Genomic DNA, 17,246 nt, shown 5'->3' with positions numbered 1-17,246 from the left:
CTACTCGGCCGCGGCGCGGATGCCCGGCATGTCTGGAAAGGTGCAGATGACGGTCGTGCCCTTGTCCTTGCCGGTTTCGATGCGAACGCTGCCGCCATGCAGCTCGACGAAGCTCTTGACGATCGACAGGCCGAGGCCGGCGCCGCGCCGGCGGCCGCCATTGGCGCGCGGCTCGAAACGGCGGAACACCGAATCAAGCACATCCGGCGGCATGCCGGGGCCGTCGTCATGAACCGAGAATTCCACCCCATCCGCCAGATGGCGGCAAGTGAGCCGGATGATGCTGGCTTCCGGGGCGTAATTGGCGGCGTTGCTGAGCAGATTGTAGAGGATCTGGCGGACGCGGACCTCATCGCCATGGAACGTCTTCGGCGCCGCGACGGCGTCGACCTGGAGACTGATCGAATGCTCTTCCAGCCGGTCGGCCACCAACTCGGCCGCAGCGGCGATGGTGCGATCGACCTGCACCTCGGAAATGTCGAGCTGCATGATGCCGGCGTCCACCGTCGCCAAGTCGAGGATATCGTTGACGATGGTGAGCAGGACCGAGGAGGACGAGCTGACATGCTCGACATATTCGCGCTGCTTCTGCGTCAGCGGACCGGTCGTGGGCTGCGACAGGAGTTCGGTGAAGCCGATGATGTTGGTCAGCGGCGAGCGCAGTTCATAGGAGACGTGCTGGACGAATTCGTTCTTGAGCTGGTCGGATTTTTGCAGCGCCTCGTTCTTGTCCTTCAGCGCCCGCTCGACATGGACGCTGTCGGTAACGTCGACGAAGGTCATCATCACCTGCCCGTTGGGCAGCGGGATCATGGCGTAACTCAGCACATTGCCATTGTTGAGCTCGGTCTGTCCGTGGCGGTCGCGGCGCTCGTCGTCAAAGCCGGTGATGGCGGCAACGAAGCTGGGCCAGGGGCTGTCCGCGGCCTGCCGGTCGCAGAGGTCACGTATCGCCGACACATGGACGCTGGGCTTGGCCGCTTCACCGCTCAATCCCCAGAGAGTGGCAAAGGCAGGATTCGACAGCCGGAGCCTGCCGTCGGGTCCGAACACCGCCACGCCTTCGGCAAGATTGTCGAGCGTCTCGCCCTGAACCCGCACCGCTGTCTGGTAGCGGCTTTCGAGGTCCATCTTCTCGGTCAGGTTCTCGAACACCCAGGTCACGCCGCCCTTGGGCTGCGGATTGGCGACGACGCGAATGGTCTTGCCATCCGGCAGATGCCACCAATGTTCCTGGGATTCGACGGCGCGATAGGCGCCGAGCAGGCCTTCCTTCCAGCGGCGCCATTCAGGCTGTTCGGCGATCTTGCCCTCGCTGCGCAGCCGGTCGAGCAGCAAGGCATTGTCGGGTGCGCTGTGCAAGAAGCCGGCGTCCAGCCCCCAAAGCTTCTGGAAGGCCTGATTGAAGAACCGCAGCTTCTCGTCGGTGTCGAAAATGGCGACCGCCGTGTTGAGCTGGTCGAGCGTGTCGGCGTGGCTTCGCACGGTCCGTTCGTATTCGCCGCGAACGGTCTCGATGGCACTGGTGTCGCAGGCAAGGCCGGCCGAGCCATCGCTGCCGGCGAAATCGGTGACCGCGAACACACGGCGGTCACCTTCGATCACGGTGGACAGCGACTGCTCGAAAACCGGATGCGTCTTGTGCTGGGCGGCAATAGCATCGCGCGCCTGGCCGCCGAGGAACTCCTTTTTCTCCCGAACCGCGGCTTCGGCATTTTCGGCTTCGACGGCATCGGCATAGGCGCGGTTGACCCACTTCAACCCGCCATCCTCGCCGCGGAGCCATGCCGGCATGTTCAGCGCGTCGAGCAGGCCGATCATCGTGTCGTGGTCGGCGGCCAGCCGCTGGTTCTCGATCTTCAGCCTGGCCTGGCTGCGCTGCGTCTCCGAGAGCGAGACAAAACGCACGAGCACATGCGCGGCACTCTTGCGGCCATGCACTTCGAGCGGCGCGCCGGCCTGCGATTCGATGACGAGGTCGAAGGGTCTGGCCTTTTCGCGCAATCCCGCGACGGCATGTTCGAGTGCCGCCGCCGAACGCGGCATCAGCCAGCGGCCGAAAGCAAGAAAAGCGGCCCTATCCTCGGGAGCGCCGCTTTCGACGGGCAATGTGCCGATGAGCTCGGGCTTCTTGTTTTCCGCGGCCCAGACGACGACGCGCTGGTCGCGCAGATTGAGCAGCGCCTCCGAACGGCGGAGCGCCGCGTTGATGTCGGCCAAGCGGCTCCTGAGTTCGACATTCTCCGCCGAGGTGCGGGCTCTTTCGCGGATGAGAACGATGGCCGATATCAGCGCGGCACCAGTCACGCCGACGAACACGGCAAGCTGCATGACCTCGATGGCGCTCAGCGACAGTCCAGCCACGCTGGCAGCAGCGGTTTCGGCATGCGCGACGGCGCCAGCCAAGGGGACCGTGAGCGCGGAGGTGGCAAGAAATGTCGACGCGCGGGCGCGCCAGGACAGGCTCCCGCCTTCCAGGGCGGAGCCAGCAATCCCCGAATCGTCATGGCCGCCGGAAACGGCCCGTCCCGCTCTGTGCGGGTGTTGCCCCGGCATGTCTTGGTCCTCTCCGCCGCCTGAATGCAAGACCGCCCTGATGCGTGCTTCTCTTGACCCTCTTGGGCTGGAAGCATCGCCGAATCACCTGACAATAACCCCTCGCCGAATCGCCGTGAAGGCTGATGGCGCGCAAAAATATGGCCGGGCGAAAAGTCAATCGCCCGGCCTCAATATCTGGTAGTAATTTTAGCTTTGGTTAATAGCGGTAGTGTTCCGGCTTGAACGGACCCTGCGGCGTGACGCCGATATAGGCGGCTTGTTCACCGGACAGTTCGGTCAGACGGGCGCCGAGCTTGTCGAGATGCAGGCGCGCGACCTTTTCGTCGAGATGCTTGGGCAGGACATAGACCTGGTTCTCGTACTGGCCGGGCTTGGTGTAGAGCTCGATCTGGGCCAGCACCTGGTTGGTGAAGGATGCCGACATGACGAAGCTCGGGTGGCCGGTGGCGTTGCCGAGATTGAGCAGCCGCCCTTCCGACAAAAGGATCATCCGCTTGCCGTCCGCGAAGGTGATCATGTCGACCTGCGGCTTGACGTTTGTCCATTTCAAATTGCGCAGCGCGGCGACCTGGATCTCATTGTCGAAGTGGCCGATGTTGCCGACGATGACCATGTCCTTCATCGAGCGCATATGGTCGAGGGTGACGACATCCTTGTTGCCGGTGGTGGTGATGACGATGTCGGCGGTGGGGGCCGCATCTTCCAGCGTGACGACTTCAAAACCGTCCATCGCCGCCTGCAGGGCGCATATCGGATCGACCTCGGTGACCTTGACGCGGGCGCCGGCGCCCTTGAGCGAGGCCGACGAGCCCTTGCCGACGTCGCCATAACCGCACACGACAGCGACCTTGCCGGCCATCATCGTGTCGGTGCCGCGGCGGATGCCGTCGACCAGCGATTCCTTGCAGCCATATTTGTTGTCGAACTTCGACTTGGTGACCGAGTCGTTGACGTTGATGGCGGGGAAGGGCAGCAGGCCCTTCTTCTGCAGTTGGTAGAGCCGGTTGACGCCGGTGGTCGTCTCTTCGGTGACGCCGCGGATCGCCGCCTTCTGCTTGGTGAAGAAGCCGGGCGAAGCCTTCAGGCGCTTCTTGACCTGGGCGTAGAAGTATTCCTCTTCCTCGCTCTGCGGGTTGGACAGCACATCCTCGCCGGCCTCGGCGCGGGCGCCGATCAGGATGTACATGGTGGCGTCGCCGCCATCATCGAGGATCATGTTGGAGAGGCCGCCGTCGGCCCACTGGAAGATCTTGTCGGTGTAGTCCCAATACTCCTCGAGCGACTCGCCCTTGACGGCGAACACCGGGATGCCGGCTTCGGCGATGGCCGCGGCCGCATGGTCCTGGGTCGAGAAGATGTTGCAGGAGGCCCAGCGGATATCGGCGCCCAACTCCTTCAGCGTCTCGATCAGCACCGCCGTCTGGATCGTCATGTGCAGCGAACCGGTGATGCGCGCGCCCTTGAGCGGCTGCTTGGGACCGAATTCCTCACGGCAGGCCATCAGGCCCGGCATTTCGGTTTCGGCGATCTCGAGTTCCTTGCGGCCCCAGCCGGCAAGCGAGATGTCGGCGACCACATAGTCCTTGCTACCCGTCATGGCAGTACTCCGATGCGAATGTTGTGCTTGCGAATTTGTTGCGGACACGCCCGCGCCGGTCGGCGCGTCGAAGGGCGCGAATTGCCGGCCTGACTAGCAGATCGGAGCAGGGTCGACAATGGGATATAAAGAAATCTTTATCCCTGCATGTCTCTCAGGCGCGCATCTGCACTCAGCATTCCTCGCCAAAGCGGGACGCCACCAGCTGCTCCAGGGCGTCGATGACCTGCCGGGCCTCCGGCCCGCTGGCGGTGACGCGGATCGAATAGCCGGGGCTTGCCGCCAGCATCATCAGGCCCATGATCGAGGTGCCGCCGACCTTGACGCCATCCTTCTCGACATGCACCGAGGCATCGAAGCCGCTGGCCAGCTGGACGAACTTCGCCGAAGCGCGGGCATGAAGGCCACGCTGGTTGATGATGGGAAAGTCCCGGACAATCTGATCTTTTTCCGGGGACAGGGCGTTCATTTGCTGCTCAGGAGCTGGCTGGCGACGTTGATGTATTTGCGACCGGCGGCCTGAGCCTCATCGAGCGCGGCGGCCATATTGTCGCCCTTGCGGATCGAGGAGAGCTTGATCAGCATCGGCAGGTTCATGCCGGCGATCACCTCGGTGCGGCCGGATTCCATCACCGAAATGGCAAGGTTGGAGGGCGTGCCGCCGAACATGTCGGTCAGCACGATGACGCCCGCCCCGGTATCGACACGGGCAACAGCGTCGACGATGTCGCGGCGACGCTGCTCCATATCGTCGTCGGCACCGATCGCCACGGTTTCGAAATTGTCTTGTGGCCCGACGACATGTTCGACGGCATGTCGGAACTCGGTGGCCAGTTGACCGTGCGTTACAAGCACGAGTCCGATCATTCTTTGGTGGCTCCCGTCATCGCCGCTTCACAGGCGCATTTTATGCTCGCCAGCCAATCCAGGCGGCGGGAGCGCTATCTTGTCGACGCACGGCCCGTTGACAAGCCCAAAATTGCGCAGGCACATGCCATTTTGACGCATTGCAGCAAAAAACCCGGAACGGATCATAGAAAAGGCGCGATCGACAGCCGCGCCATCACGACCGGCAAGACCGCTGGGACATTGCGTTCGACCACGTCGACCCGCGGCACCAGACAGCCCGCAATGCTGCTTGCGGTATCCTCCTGGAAGCGCACCGCTTCGCCGGCCGGCACCAGGCGGACATGGAGGTCGACGAGGCCTGCCGGCTCGAATGGCAGAGGTCGGGGGCCGAGCCCCGGCACCTCGGCGAGGCCTTCTATGGCGGCGGGAGCGCGGCACAGCAGCCGCCCGGCATGCGCCTCGACGAAGAGCTGATCGTCGCCAACGAGCCGCGAGAACAGGCCGCGATGGCGACAATGGTCGATGAGCGCCAGTGCCAGCGTCGTCTTGCCCGAGCCGGATGCTCCGGTGACGAGAATGCCGCGCTCGCCGATCAAAACCATTGTCGCGTGAATGTTTTCAGGCTGCACGGCTGGACCAAGCGTGGTTGGAATTCATGCTCTCAGCCTTCGGCCGGCAATGTCACCACAAAGCGTGCGCCCTTGATCTCGCCGGGTTTGGTGCCGGGGATGTTCTCGGCGGTCAGCGTGCCGCCATGGGCCTCGACGATTTGCCTGGATATCGACAGGCCAAGGCCCGAATTCTGGCCGAATGCCTCGCCGGCCGGCCGATCCGTGTAGAAGCGTTCGAAGATGCGGTCGATGTTGTCGGCCCGGATGCCGGGGCCATTGTCGTCGACGGTGACGATGTTGAACTTGCCGGCACGCGCCAGCGAGAGGCTGATGTGGCCATGGTCCTCGGGAACGAAGGAACGGGCGTTCTCGATCAAATTGGTGATGACCTGGCCGATGCGCAGATCATGCCCGACGACGACGTAGCCTTTGACGCCTTGCGGCAGTTTGGCGGCCTTGAACTCGATCTCGACCGCCTTCTTGTTACGCGTCGCTTCGCGCGAAACGGCGACGAGATCGGTGATGAATTTCTTCAGGTCGACCGTCCCGGCATCTTCACGCGCGAGCTCCGCGTCCAGGCGCGATGCGTCGGAAATATCGGTGATGAGCCGGTCCAGCCGCCTGACATCGTGCTGGATGATATCCATCAGCCGGCCGCGCGAATCGTCGTTCTTGGCCAGCGGCAAGGTTTCCACCGCGCTGCGCAGCGACGTCAGCGGGTTCTTCAACTCGTGCGAGACATCGGCCGCGAAGCTTTCGATCGCCTCGATGCGGGCGTAGAGCGCGTTGGTCATGTCGCGTATGGCGATCGACAGATTGCCGATCTCGTCCTGACGGTCGGAAAAGTCGGGGATCTCTTCACGACTCTTGACGCCGCGCCGCACCCGCACCGCCGCCGCCGACAGCCGGCGCAGCGGATTGGCGATGGTGGAGGCAAGCAGCATCGACAGGATGGCGGTGACAAGGGCCGCGATACCGAAGACGCGCAGGATCGCCTTGCGCTCGGCGGCGACGATCTTGTCGATGTCGCCGCCTTCGGTCGACAGCATCAGCACGCCCAGGACGGCACGAAAGCGCTGGATCGGCACCGCCACCGAAACGATCTGCTCGCCTTGCTCGCTGACGCGCACGATGGTCGACGGACTGCCGGTGAGAGCCTTGACCACTTCCGGGAAAGCGGCGCCATTGCCGCCCGGCTGCTCGTGATAGACCGGCAGCTCGGTGTTGCGGAAGAAGTCGAAGACGAATTTCTGGATGCGCTCGACAAGATCGGGCTCTTCCTCTTCAACCGGCGGCAGATCGTAGCGCAGGATCTGGCCGCGCGAATAGAGGTGGCGCGAATCGAGCAGCAGATTGGCGTCGCGGTCATAGATGCGTGCGCGGGTCCTGGTCGGCGAGATCAGCCTTCTCAGCACCGGCGCGACCCGCTCCGGGTTGATCGGGAAGTCGAGATTGTCGAGCTGGTCGGAGCCGGGTCCCAGGCTTTCGCCGGCCTGCAGCTCAAGCAGCTTTTCCGGGTCGATGCTGATCGAATCCGTCTCGACGGTCGCCGACGCGGCAATGGCGCCGGCGATGATCTCGCCCTGGGTCATCAGGCTTTCGACGCGGGCGTCGATCAGTCCGTCGCGGAAGGTGTTGAGATAGAGGATGCCGGTCACCAGGACGGCGAGGCCGGCAAGGTTGAGGAACAGGATACGCCGCGTCAGGCTGGAAAAGATATGATGACCAAGGAAGCGGCGCATCGGCACCGTGATCTTCGAGACGAAGGACGGCATGATCCGCGACGGCCGCCTGGAGGCGCCCGCCGGTCTTGTTCGCTGTGCTTCCACTGCCATCGAATAGCAGGCCCTGCTACTTACGCTTCGCGGAACCGGTATCCGACTCCGTAAAGGGTTTCGATCATCTCGAAGTCGTCGTCGACGGCCTTGAACTTCTTGCGCAGCCGCTTGATGTGGCTGTCGATGGTGCGGTCGTCGACATAGACCTGTTCATCATAGGCCGAATCCATCAGCGCATCACGGCTTTTTACGACGCCTGGACGCTGCGCCAGCGAATGCAGGATCAGGAACTCGGTGACGGTGAGCGTCACCGGCTCGCCTTTCCAGGTGCAAGTGTGGCGCTCCTGGTCCATGACGAGCTGGCCGCGCTCGAGCGAGCGGGCCTGCTGGCTTGGCGTCTTGGCGGCAGCCTCGCGGGCACTGGCGCGGCGCAGCACGGCGCGCACGCGCTCGACCAGCAGGCGCTGCGAGAAGGGTTTGCGGATGAAGTCGTCGGCGCCCATCTTGAGACCGAACAACTCGTCGATCTCATCGTCCTTGGAGGTCAGGAAGATCACCGGCAGGTCGGACTTCTGGCGCATCCGGCGCAGCAGTTCCATGCCGTCCATGCGCGGCATCTTGATGTCGAGGATGGCAAGGTTCGGCGGGCGTGCCGCCAGGCCTTCCAGCGCCGACGCACCATCCGTGTAGGTCTCGACGCGATACCCCTCGGATTCCAAGGCGATCGACACCGATGTCAGAATGTTGCGGTCGTCATCGACAAGCGCGATTGTTGCCATTTCAAGCGGCTCCCTCATGAGCTGTCCCTTCTGTCGTAGAGAAGGGGCTTTTGCAGGACAAATTAGGTACAAAATGTGGCATAGGCCTTGTCCGCTGTCACGCGCGGCATGCCGGCGGCCACAATCCTACCTCGACATGGGTTGGACGAACGTACATCGCCAATCCTTTGGGCAACCGCGAAACTTTTTGCACATATAAACGATTTAAACAACTTTCAAAATATTTAAATCGATTAATGATTTGATATCATTTGCCTTTTCTGGTTCTGACCATCTCAGCCCGCGTAGTGGGCGTGCTGGAAACGTGCCGGCAAAGATGCGGCAAATCCAAGAGGGACACTCGATGTCGGAAGTCGGCAAACGCAATTCCGCCTGCGCGATCGATCATATCGGCCTGAAAACCACCGGCGTGGTGCACTATAATTTCGGTGCGGCTACCCTTTATGAGGAATCGATCCGGCGCGGCGAGGCCCGCTTGACCGCCCATGGCGCGCTGGTCGCCGAGACCGGCCAGCACACCGGCCGCTCGCCCAAGGACAAGTTCGTCGTCCGCAACGGTGACACCGAACCACATGTCTGGTGGGAGAACAACAAGGCGATCTCGCCGGCCCAGTTCGACACGCTGCTCGCCGATTTCCAGGCGCATGCCGCGGACAAGGATCTATACGTCCAGGATCTGGTCGGCGGCGCCGATGCGGAGTCGAGGCTGCCGACCAGGGTGATCACCGAATTTGCCTGGCACTCGCTGTTCATCCGCAATCTGCTCATTCGTCCCGGTGCCACCGAACTCGAGCAGTTCGTGCCCGAGATGACGATCATCGACCTGCCGTCCTTCCGCGCCGATCCCCTCCGTCACGGCAGCCGCACCGAAACGGTGATCGCCGTCGATCTTTCGCGCAAGATCGTGCTGATCGGCGGCACCTCCTATGCCGGCGAGATGAAGAAGTCGGTGTTCACCATGCTCAACTATCTCCTGCCGGCGAAAGGCGTGATGCCGATGCATTGCTCGGCCAATGAGGGTGCGGCCGGCGACGCCGCCATCTTCTTCGGCCTGTCGGGCACCGGCAAGACGACGCTCTCGGCCGATCCCTCGCGCACGTTGATCGGCGACGACGAGCATGGCTGGGGACCGCACGGCATCTTCAATTTCGAAGGCGGCTGCTACGCCAAGACGATCAAGCTGTCGGCGGAAGCCGAGCCGGAAATCTTCGCCACCACGCAGCGCTTCGGCACGGTGCTGGAAAATGTCGTGCTCGACGCCGATGGCGTGCCGGATTTGAACGACGGAAGGCTAACCGAAAACACACGCTGCGCGTACCCGCTGGACTTCATCCCCAATGCCAGCAAGACCGGCCGCGCCAACCATCCCAACAACATCATCATGCTGACCGCCGACGCCTTCGGCGTGATGCCGCCGATCGCGCGGCTGACCCCGGCGCAGGCGATGTATCACTTCCTCTCCGGCTACACCGCCAAGGTGGCCGGAACCGAAAAGGGGGTAACCGAGCCCGAAGCGACGTTTTCGACCTGTTTCGGTGCGCCGTTCATGCCGCGCCATCCCTCTGAATACGGCAATCTGCTGCGCGAGCTGATTGCAGGCCACGGCGCCGATTGCTGGCTGGTCAATACCGGCTGGACCGGCGGCGCCTACGGCACCGGCAAGCGCATGCCGATCAAGGCGACGCGCGCCTTGCTTGCCGCCGCACTTGACGGCTCGCTGAAGACGGCCGAGTTCCGCACCGACCCTCATTTCGGTTTCGAGGTGCCGGTGGCTGTCGCGGGCGTCGACAGCGGCATTCTCGACCCGATGATTCTGGACCCCCGGGCGACCTGGGCCGACAAGTCCGGCTATGACCGGCAGGCGGCAAGGCTGGTCGGCATGTTCGCCGTCAATTTCGAGAAATTCGAAAGCCATGTCGACGCCGTGGTGCTGGGCGCCGCGCCGCGCATGCAGGAAGCGGCGGAGTAATCGCGCCACAGGGTTCAGCTTTCGTTGAAAGGCCCGGTTCGATCGGGCCTTTTCTTTTTCGATCCGCCGCGCCATGACTGCGGCATGGCGAGCGACGACAACATCATCATATCAGGCGATGCGGTTATCCATCCGGGCGACCTGCACGAGGATTTCATCCGCTCGTCCGGCCCCGGCGGCCAGAACGTCAACAAGGTGGCGACGGCGGTGCAGCTGCGCTTCGACGCGGCCAACGCAACGGGTCTGTCGGAGCGCGTGCGCGAGCGGACGATCAAACTTGCCGGCCAGCGTGCCACCAAGGACGGTGTCATCGTCATCGAGGCAGGCCGCTTCCGCACCCAGGAACAGAACCGGGCGGATGCGCGGGCACGGCTGACGGCATTGGTCGCCAAGGCCGCCGAACCGCCACCGCCGCCGCGCAAGAAGACACGGCCATCGAAGGGCGCCGTGGAGCGGCGGCTGAAGAGCAAGGCCGGGCGCGGCACGATCAAGAAGCTGCGCGGCCGGGTGGAGAACGATTAAGCACCACACCAGAGCATGATGCCGAAAAGTGTGAAGCGGTTTCGGGCGACATCATGCTCTATCTCTTGGATCTAGGCACGCGCACAAAACGACTTCCCATTTTGGACCGCAGATGCAAGGTTCAACCATTGCCATTAGCAAGGGAGACCCAAGGATGGGCATGTTCGATTTCGTCAAGAGCGTCGGCAAGAAACTGGGCATCGGCGGTGACGACGAAGCCGCACCCTCGGCCGACACACTCAAGAAGGAGCTCGATTCGCACAAACTCGGCACCGATGGCGTCGAGGTCGTCGTCAAGGGTGACACGGCGGTGCTGAAGGGCGTGGTCAAGGATCAATCGATCTTCGAAAAGGCAGTCATCGCCGTCGGCAACACGCTCGGCGTCTCCAAGGTGCAGGCGGACGAATTGCAGGTCGCGCCAGCGTCTGGCACGGCCGCCGCCCCGGCCAAGGAGCCCACCTTTTACACGGTGAAGAAGGGCGACAATCTCTGGAAGATCGCCGAGAAAAGCTACGGCAAGGGCCAAGGCGTCAAGAACACGGTCATATTCGAGGCCAACAAGCCGATGCTGACCCATCCCGACAAGATCTATCCGGGCCAGGTGCTGCGCATCCCAGATCTCGCCTGATCAAGGCGATGCCAATTTGCGAAAAGCAATTCCAGGAAAAGTGTGAAACGGTTTTCCGTCCGGAATTGTGCCAAACAAAGAGTTAGAACGGCGGCTTTCGGGTCGCCGTTTTCTTTTGATCGTGACATTTTACGGTTCCGAACCATCCGGGAGGTGACCGAATCCGTGCTCGTTCTGCCCAAAGGTGTCCGCCACATGCCGGCCTATCTGTCACGCACCGTGCAGGAAGCGCTGGTCGATGAGGTGAGACGGATCGTGCAGCAGGCGCCGCTGTTCGTGCCGGCCATGCCGCGCACCGGCAAGGAGATGAGCGTGCGCATGACCAATTGCGGGCCGCTCGGCTGGGTCACCGACAAGGAGCACGGCTATCGTTACCAGCCGGCGCATCCGGTAACCGGGGCGCCTTGGCCGCCAATTCCGGATGCGCTGCTCGAGCTGTGGCGCGAGGTCTCGGGCTATCCGCACCCGCCGGAAGCATGCCTGATCAATTTCTACACGCCGGATGCAAAAATGGGGCTGCATCAGGACCGCGACGAGGCCGATTTTTCGGCGCCGGTCGTCTCCGTCTCGCTCGGCGACGACTGCCTGTTCCGAGTCGGCCAGACTACGCGTGATGGCGCCACCAAGTCGTTCAGGCTGCAAAGCGGTGACGTCGTGGTGCTCGGCGGCGAGGGGCGGCTGTGCTTTCACGGCGTCGATCGGATCTATCCCTCGACCTCGGCGCTGCTGAAAAACGGCGGGCGGATCAATCTGACATTGCGACGGGTGACGAAGCCGGCCGTCACAGCTTCCTGAGCGCCACTTCCTCGATCAGGTGGTCGGCGCCCTTGCGCAGGATGAGGTCGGCGCGCGCTCGCGTCGGCAGAATGTTCTCGCGCAGATTCTTCAAATTGATGTTGGTCCACAGGCCTTCGGCGATGGCGCGCGCCGAACCCTCCGACAGCTGCGAATAGCGGTGGAAGAAGGAGTCCGGGTTGCGGAAGGCGGTCTCACGCAGCCGCATGAAGCGGGAAATGTACCAGTTGTGGATCAGCTTTTCGTCGGCATCGATGTAGATGGCGAAGTCGAAGAAGTCCGACAGGAAAGGGACGATCTTGCCGTCCTGCGGCAGCTTGCCGGGCTGCAGGACATTGATGCCTTCGAAGATCAATATGTCGGGCCGGTCGATGGTGACGAACTCGCCAGGAATGACGTCATAGGTCAGGTGCGAATAGACAGGCGCGCGGACATCGGGCAGCGCCGACTTGATGCCCGACAGGAAGCGCAGCAGCGCGCCCACATCGTAGCTGTCGGGGAACCCCTTGCGCTCCATCAGGTTCTCGCGGCGCAGGACCTCGTTGGGCAGCAGGAAGCCGTCGGTGGTGATGAGATCGACCTTGGGGCTCGACGGCCAGCGCGTCAGCAGTTCCTTCAGCACGCGTGCGGTGGTCGATTTGCCGACGGCGACCGAACCGGCGATGCCGATGATGAAGGGCGTCTTGACCACGTCGACCGCGTTGAAGAAGGCCTGGCGTTGCCGAAACAGCAGCTGGCTCGCTTCGACATGCGCGGACAAAAGCCGCGACAGCGACAGATAGATGCGCGTGACCTCTTCGAGATCGACCGGATCGTTGAGCGAGCGCAGGCGGCGGAATTCGTCCGCGCTCAGCGTCAGCGGCGTGTCGGCACGGAATTGCGACCATTGATCGGCGGAGAAGAAACGAAAGGGGGAATATTTCTCGGTTGGCGCGAGCTGATCCATCGAGATACCTGCCCTCCTCGCGGTCAGCCCTTGGGCCGTGACGCCTTCTCGGCGATGCCCGAACGCCGGGTGCGGCCTTCGAGTTCCCTAAGCACGTCGCTCAGCGGAACCCCGGAGAGGCCGAGAACGACGAGCCAATGATATATAAGATCGGCACTTTCCGAAACGATGGCCGGTTTGTCGCCCTTGACGGCGGCAATCACCGTCTCGACCGCCTCCTCGCCGAGCTTCTGCGCCGCCTTGTCGATGCCGCGCGCGAACAGTTTTGCCGTCCACGAGTCCGGGTCGCCGGAATGGGCGCGTTCCCCAACGATTTTTTCCAGATCGGAAAGCGAAAACTCAGCCATGGCGTCATCTATCTGCTTGTTTAAGCGTGATCTTTTCCGAAAACCGGTTCCCACTTTTCGGGATCATGCTTTAGGGCCGATTATTCACAGAGTCCAGCCGCATCGGCAGCCCCGCGGCGGCCATATGTGCCTTGGCCTGCGCTATCGTGTAGGTGCCGAAATGGAAGATCGACGCCGCCAGAACCGCGCCGGCATGGCCGTCGCGAATGCCTTCGACCATGTGGTCGAGCGTGCCGACACCGCCGGAAGCGATCACCGGCGCGCGCACGGCGTCTGATATCGCGCGGGTCAGCGCGATGTCGTAGCCGGCCTTGGTGCCGTCCCGATCCATCGAGGTCAGCAGGATCTCGCCGGCGCCGCGATCGACCATTTTCCGGGCGAACTCGACCGCATCGATGCCGGTCTTTTCGCGGCCGCCATGGGTGAAGATCTCCCAGCGGTCGGTCTCACTGGTGCTCGACACCTTCTTGGCGTCGATGGCGACGACGATGCACTGGTTGCCGAACTTGTCGGCGGCCTCGGCAACAAAATCCGGGTTCTTCACCGCGGCCGTGTTGATCGACACCTTGTCGGCGCCGGCCAAGAGCAGCTTCCTGATATCGGCGACCTGGCGCACGCCGCCCCCGACGGTCAGCGGCATGAAACATTGTTCGGCGGTGCGTGCGATGACGTCGAAGATGGTTTCGCGATTGTCCGACGAAGCGGTGATGTCGAGGAAGCAGAGTTCGTCGGCGCCGGCCGCGTCATAGGCCTTGGCCGCCTCGACCGGATCGCCGGCGTCGACGAGATCGACGAAGTTGACGCCCTTGACGACACGGCCGTTCTTGACGTCGAGACAGGGGATGACACGGGCTTTCAGCATCAGCGGCCCTCTATCGTGGCGATGAGATCGTTCAGCAACTGGCCAACCAGCGGCGGAACATCGGCCTGGGCATCGAAGGCCGGGTCGTAGGCGGAGACGGTGATGCCGACGACCGGCACCGCCAGCGCCATGGCGCAAGTGGCGTCGCGCAGCTGTTCCGGGCTCGGGCCGCCCGAAGTGATATAGCGGTTGGCCTGCAGCTCCCGGGGATCATGCACGTCCATATCGAGATGCATGTGCACGCGTCTGGCGCCGGCGATCTTCAGTCTTTCGGCCGCCTGGGCCACCCCGGAGCATTCCGTCCGCACGATCGGCAAGGTCTCGAGAAGCTGTCTTTCCGCCGGATCGAGATCGCGCGCGTTGACGAGCACGCAACGCGACGGATCGATCGGCCTGAAGCCGGGAATGGCCGACGCCATCGGCCGCCAGCACAGGCCAAGCACCGTCGCCAGCGCCATGCCGTCGAGAAAGCCATATGTGGATGTCTCGGGCGTGTTCAGGTCGCCATGCTGGTCGGCCCAGATGATCGCATCGGCGTCTTCGCCGGCGACCGCGCCGGCGCTGGTCAGGCAGTTTCCGGCAAGGACGATCGGGAACCGACCGGCGTCACGGGCAAGACGAACCTCGCTCGCAACCGCGTTGCAGACGGCAAAGCCGGTGGCGATCTCGCGCTCCTGATCGTCTCCGACCTTGCCGATGTCCCCGACCGCGACGTCGTGACCGGCCATCGTCAAGGCTTCGACGAGCCCGCCCGAGACCAGCGCGTCCGGACCTTGGCCCATGCCGCCATGGTAATGGCCGCTGTCATAGGAGGCCAGGATGATGGAAATTTTCACGTCCGCGGCTCCGCCCTGCCCTGGAGGATCGCCAGGGCCTCGGCCGGATCGATGCGGCCGTCATAGAGCGCGCGCCCGGAGATCGCGCCTTCGAGCTTTTGCGCATCGGGCATGGTCATGCGCACGATGTCGGCGATCGAGGCGAGGCCGCCGGAAGCGATCACCGGGATCGACACGGCATCGGCGAGGTCGATGGTGGCGTCCCAATTGATGCCGGTCAAAACGCCGTCGCGGTCGATGTCGGTGTAGATGATGGCGGCGACGCCGGCGCCCTCGAATTTCCTCGCCAGTTCGATGACGCCAAGGCTCGACGCCTCGGCCCAGCCCTCGACGGCGACCTTGCCGCCCTTGGCGTCGATGCCGACGGCGACCTTGCCCGGAAACGCCTTGCAGGCCTGCTTGACCAGGTCGGGATCGCGCACCGCCACCGTGCCGAGGATGACGCGGGCCAGCCCGCGATCGAGCCAATCCTCGATCTGCGCCAGCGTGCGGATGCCGCCGCCGAGCTGCACCGGGTTCTTCGTTGCCTTGAGGATGGCGCCGACCGCCGCACTGTTGACGCTCTGGCCCTGGAAGGCGCCGTTGAGGTCGACGACATGCAGCCATTCGAAGCCCTGTTGCTCGAAGGCTCGCGCCTGGGCGGCAGGATCATCGTTGTAGATGGTCGCGGTCGCCATGTCGCCATGCCTGAGGCGCACGCACTGGCCGTCCTTGAGATCTATCGCCGGGAAAAGGATCATCCGTTCAGGCGCCTTCCACAATGGCGAAATGCGACGTCGAATAGAGGCGTCGGAATTTCAGCGCCGCCTGGTATTCGGGCGAATGGAAGCAGGCGAGTGCGACCGCGTAGCTCTCGAACTCGATGATGACATGGCGATTGCCCGATGGCCCTTCCGGGCTCGACGACCGACCGCCGCGGGTCAGGAATTTTGCGCCATATTTGTCGAAAGCCGCTTTGTTGGCGGCAATGTATAGCGGATAATTTTCCGGATCGGTCACCTCGACCATCGCCATCCAGTAGCCCTTCTTGCTCATCGGTTTTCAGGGCTCCAGCGCAGGAAATTGGTGATCAGCGCCAAGCCCAGCGCCTGGCTCTTTTCCGGGTGAAACTGCGTGCCGACGAGATTGTCGCGGGCGACGGCCGCCGTCACCGGGCCGCCATAGTCGGCGACCGCCAGAACCTCTTCCGCCTTGCCCGCATCGAGATGGTAGGAATGCACGAAATAGGCATGCAGCCCGCTTGCGCCAGTCGGTATGCCGGCAAACAGCGGATGCTGGCGCTTGAGCTCGATCGTGTTCCAGCCGATCTGCGGGATCTTCAGCGTCGGATCGGCCGGCGTGATCTCCTTGACGTCACCTGATACCCAGCCGAAGCCGTTGGTGATTGTCTTTTCCAGGCCGCGCTCGGACATCAGCTGCATGCCGACGCAGATGCCGAGGAACGGCCGGCCCTTGTCGATAGCCACCTCCTCGACCGCTTCCCACATGCCTTCGAGGGCATGCAAGCCGGCCGCGCAGTCGGCATAGGCGCCGACGCCGGGCAGGACGATGCGGTCGGCCGTGCGCACCCGTTCGGCATCCGATGTCAGGTCGATAGCAGCCGATATGCCGGCTTCCCGCGCCGCGCGCTCGAAAGCCTTGGTGGCCGAGCGCAGATTGCCCGAACCGTAATCGATGATCGCAACCCGCATCAGCTTCTTCCCGGGATGTGGGTCAGCCCCAGCGCCATGCCCGGCTGCGACGGCCGCGCCAGGGCAGCGTCCGGGACCATGCGCGGTGCCGGTGCGGCCTGATCGGGAAGCGCTTCCGCCTCGAGCGCATAGCGCGTGTCAGCATCGTCGAGCCAACCGGCTTCGACCGCGCCCCATTCGTGCCAACCGCGCCGGCGAAGTGCCGCGATGCGCAGGCCTTGCCCTTCCAGTCCGACATAGAGCGAAACCAGCAACGACAGCAACGACCCGGCCAGACCAAGGCCGAGCTTCTGGCCCAGCATCGAAAGCAGGCCCATGACGACGAAGGCAAGCGCCGCCTCGATCCACAGCCGATGCCAGGCGAACCATAGCGGCGGCACCAGAAGGCCCAGCCAGGTGAAGCCATCGCGGACAAAGGCCGTGGCATCGGCCTTTTCGCTGCGGCCTGGCGGTTCCATCACGACATAGGTGGCCATT

The 17,246-nt window shown here is 63.4% G+C and carries 19 protein-coding genes; 4 read left to right on the top strand and 15 right to left on the bottom strand.

The genetic code is table 11. From position 1 onward, the window contains the following. The 7 genes from NKI99_RS13035 to NKI99_RS13005 all read right to left on the bottom strand — a co-directional run bounded on the left by NKI99_RS13035 (position 1) and on the right by NKI99_RS13005 (position 8,173). On the bottom strand, positions 1–2,556 hold the full coding sequence (locus NKI99_RS13035) for a sensor histidine kinase (RefSeq protein ID WP_352554643.1): 2,556 nt from the start codon (positions 2,554–2,556) through the stop codon (positions 1–3). A 199-nt stretch (positions 2,557–2,755) separates the two neighbouring features. After that, positions 2,756–4,156 (bottom strand): adenosylhomocysteinase, encoded by a 1,401-nt coding sequence (gene ahcY / locus NKI99_RS13030; protein WP_023810629.1) that lies wholly within the window; start codon positions 4,154–4,156, stop codon positions 2,756–2,758. A 172-nt stretch (positions 4,157–4,328) separates the two neighbouring features. Then, the gene (locus NKI99_RS13025; RefSeq protein ID WP_023810630.1) at positions 4,329–4,625 is read right to left on the bottom strand and encodes an HPr family phosphocarrier protein; all 297 of its coding nucleotides are present in this window, start codon (positions 4,623–4,625) and stop codon (positions 4,329–4,331) included. Then, positions 4,622–5,023 carry a PTS sugar transporter subunit IIA gene (locus tag NKI99_RS13020; RefSeq protein ID WP_010912939.1) on the bottom strand — a complete coding sequence of 134 codons (402 nt, stop codon included), beginning with the start codon at positions 5,021–5,023 and terminating at the stop codon, positions 4,622–4,624. The genes NKI99_RS13025 and NKI99_RS13020 overlap by 4 nt, the downstream gene beginning before the upstream one ends. 164 nt (positions 5,024–5,187) lie before the next feature. Continuing rightward, the gene (locus NKI99_RS13015; RefSeq protein ID WP_023810631.1) at positions 5,188–5,634 is read right to left on the bottom strand and encodes an HPr kinase/phosphorylase; all 447 of its coding nucleotides are present in this window, start codon (positions 5,632–5,634) and stop codon (positions 5,188–5,190) included. A 32-nt stretch (positions 5,635–5,666) separates the two neighbouring features. Beyond that, positions 5,667–7,451 (bottom strand): sensor histidine kinase, encoded by a 1,785-nt coding sequence (locus NKI99_RS13010; RefSeq protein ID WP_013528336.1) that lies wholly within the window; start codon positions 7,449–7,451, stop codon positions 5,667–5,669. A 20-nt stretch (positions 7,452–7,471) separates the two neighbouring features. Beyond that, positions 7,472–8,173 (bottom strand): response regulator transcription factor, encoded by a 702-nt coding sequence (locus NKI99_RS13005; RefSeq protein WP_013528337.1) that lies wholly within the window; start codon positions 8,171–8,173, stop codon positions 7,472–7,474. A 343-nt stretch (positions 8,174–8,516) separates the two neighbouring features. Between NKI99_RS13005 and NKI99_RS13000 the strand changes: the two genes are divergently transcribed. The 4 genes from NKI99_RS13000 (at position 8,517) to NKI99_RS12985 (ending at position 12,087) form a co-directional block, all read left to right on the top strand. Beyond that, positions 8,517–10,142, top strand: a complete 1,626-nt coding sequence (locus NKI99_RS13000) for a phosphoenolpyruvate carboxykinase (RefSeq protein WP_352611033.1) — start codon at positions 8,517–8,519, stop codon at positions 10,140–10,142. Positions 10,143–10,226: 84 nt separating this feature from the next. Beyond that, positions 10,227–10,664, top strand: a complete 438-nt coding sequence (arfB, locus tag NKI99_RS12995) for an alternative ribosome rescue aminoacyl-tRNA hydrolase ArfB (RefSeq protein ID WP_023810634.1) — start codon at positions 10,227–10,229, stop codon at positions 10,662–10,664. A 154-nt stretch (positions 10,665–10,818) separates the two neighbouring features. Next, positions 10,819–11,292, top strand: coding sequence for a peptidoglycan-binding protein LysM (gene lysM, locus NKI99_RS12990; RefSeq protein ID WP_352611031.1), 474 nt, complete (start codon positions 10,819–10,821; stop codon positions 11,290–11,292). 165 nt (positions 11,293–11,457) lie between these two features. Next, positions 11,458–12,087, top strand: a complete 630-nt coding sequence (locus NKI99_RS12985; RefSeq protein ID WP_023810636.1) for an alpha-ketoglutarate-dependent dioxygenase AlkB family protein — start codon at positions 11,458–11,460, stop codon at positions 12,085–12,087. Here the strand turns inward: NKI99_RS12985 and coaA are convergent. From coaA to NKI99_RS12945, 8 genes are all read right to left on the bottom strand, one after another. Continuing rightward, positions 12,074–13,033: a type I pantothenate kinase gene (gene coaA, locus NKI99_RS12980; protein ID WP_352611030.1), complete on the bottom strand. Its 960-nt coding sequence runs from the start codon at positions 13,031–13,033 to the stop codon at positions 12,074–12,076. The genes NKI99_RS12985 and coaA overlap by 14 nt on opposite strands. Before the next feature lie 23 nt (positions 13,034–13,056). After that, a complete protein-coding gene (locus NKI99_RS12975; protein ID WP_128302728.1) occupies positions 13,057–13,380 on the bottom strand; it encodes a phosphoribosyl-ATP diphosphatase in 324 nt (107 codons plus the stop codon). 70 nt (positions 13,381–13,450) lie between these two features. After that, positions 13,451–14,245: an imidazole glycerol phosphate synthase subunit HisF gene (hisF, locus tag NKI99_RS12970; protein WP_023810638.1), complete on the bottom strand. Its 795-nt coding sequence runs from the start codon at positions 14,243–14,245 to the stop codon at positions 13,451–13,453. After that, the gene (locus NKI99_RS12965; RefSeq protein ID WP_023810639.1) at positions 14,242–15,078 is read right to left on the bottom strand and encodes an arginase family protein; all 837 of its coding nucleotides are present in this window, start codon (positions 15,076–15,078) and stop codon (positions 14,242–14,244) included. The genes hisF and NKI99_RS12965 overlap by 4 nt, the downstream gene beginning before the upstream one ends. Then, the gene (gene hisA / locus NKI99_RS12960) at positions 15,075–15,818 is read right to left on the bottom strand and encodes a 1-(5-phosphoribosyl)-5-[(5-phosphoribosylamino)methylideneamino]imidazole-4-carboxamide isomerase (RefSeq protein ID WP_023810640.1); all 744 of its coding nucleotides are present in this window, start codon (positions 15,816–15,818) and stop codon (positions 15,075–15,077) included. The genes NKI99_RS12965 and hisA overlap by 4 nt, the downstream gene beginning before the upstream one ends. A 4-nt stretch (positions 15,819–15,822) precedes the next feature. Next, on the bottom strand, positions 15,823–16,113 hold the full coding sequence (locus tag NKI99_RS12955; RefSeq protein ID WP_023810641.1) for a DUF1330 domain-containing protein: 291 nt from the start codon (positions 16,111–16,113) through the stop codon (positions 15,823–15,825). Then, positions 16,110–16,769, bottom strand: a complete 660-nt coding sequence (gene hisH / locus NKI99_RS12950; protein WP_023810642.1) for an imidazole glycerol phosphate synthase subunit HisH — start codon at positions 16,767–16,769, stop codon at positions 16,110–16,112. Before hisH ends, NKI99_RS12955 begins: the two co-directional genes overlap by 4 nt. Then, entirely contained in the window at positions 16,769–17,245 is a 477-nt protein-coding gene (locus tag NKI99_RS12945) for a DUF2628 domain-containing protein (RefSeq protein ID WP_352611029.1), read from the bottom strand. Before NKI99_RS12945 ends, hisH begins: the two co-directional genes overlap by 1 nt. Position 17,246: the final 1 nt, after the last annotated feature.

The organism is Mesorhizobium sp. M0239 (genome assembly GCF_040321815.1).
GTDB lineage: Bacteria > Pseudomonadota > Alphaproteobacteria > Rhizobiales > Rhizobiaceae > Mesorhizobium.
The sequence above is the reverse complement of the archived record's forward strand: the minus strand, read 5'-3'. Positions and strand labels throughout refer to the sequence as shown.

Excerpts from the sequence above, each read along its gene's own strand:
- NKI99_RS12975 (WP_128302728.1), bottom strand. The coding sequence starts at position 13,380 with ATGGCTGAGTTTTCGCTTTCCGATCTGGAAAAAATCGTTGGGGAACGC.
- hisA (WP_023810640.1), bottom strand. The coding sequence starts at position 15,818 with ATGATCCTTTTCCCGGCGATAGATCTCAAGGACGGCCAGTGCGTGCGC.
- ahcY (WP_023810629.1), bottom strand. The coding sequence starts at position 4,156 with ATGACGGGTAGCAAGGACTATGTGGTCGCCGACATCTCGCTTGCCGGC.
- NKI99_RS13025 (WP_023810630.1), bottom strand. The coding sequence starts at position 4,625 with ATGAACGCCCTGTCCCCGGAAAAAGATCAGATTGTCCGGGACTTTCCC.
- NKI99_RS13010 (WP_013528336.1), bottom strand. The coding sequence starts at position 7,451 with ATGGCAGTGGAAGCACAGCGAACAAGACCGGCGGGCGCCTCCAGGCGG.
- arfB (WP_023810634.1), top strand. The coding sequence starts at position 10,227 with ATGGCGAGCGACGACAACATCATCATATCAGGCGATGCGGTTATCCAT.
- NKI99_RS13000 (WP_352611033.1), top strand. The coding sequence starts at position 8,517 with ATGTCGGAAGTCGGCAAACGCAATTCCGCCTGCGCGATCGATCATATC.
- lysM (WP_352611031.1), top strand. The coding sequence starts at position 10,819 with ATGGGCATGTTCGATTTCGTCAAGAGCGTCGGCAAGAAACTGGGCATC.
- NKI99_RS13005 (WP_013528337.1), bottom strand. The coding sequence starts at position 8,173 with ATGGCAACAATCGCGCTTGTCGATGACGACCGCAACATTCTGACATCG.
- NKI99_RS13035 (WP_352554643.1), bottom strand. The coding sequence starts at position 2,556 with ATGCCGGGGCAACACCCGCACAGAGCGGGACGGGCCGTTTCCGGCGGC.
- NKI99_RS12955 (WP_023810641.1), bottom strand. The coding sequence starts at position 16,113 with ATGAGCAAGAAGGGCTACTGGATGGCGATGGTCGAGGTGACCGATCCG.
- NKI99_RS13020 (WP_010912939.1), bottom strand. The coding sequence starts at position 5,023 with ATGATCGGACTCGTGCTTGTAACGCACGGTCAACTGGCCACCGAGTTC.
- hisH (WP_023810642.1), bottom strand. The coding sequence starts at position 16,769 with ATGCGGGTTGCGATCATCGATTACGGTTCGGGCAATCTGCGCTCGGCC.
- coaA (WP_352611030.1), bottom strand. The coding sequence starts at position 13,033 with ATGGATCAGCTCGCGCCAACCGAGAAATATTCCCCCTTTCGTTTCTTC.
- NKI99_RS12945 (WP_352611029.1), bottom strand. The coding sequence starts at position 17,245 with ATGGCCACCTATGTCGTGATGGAACCGCCAGGCCGCAGCGAAAAGGCC.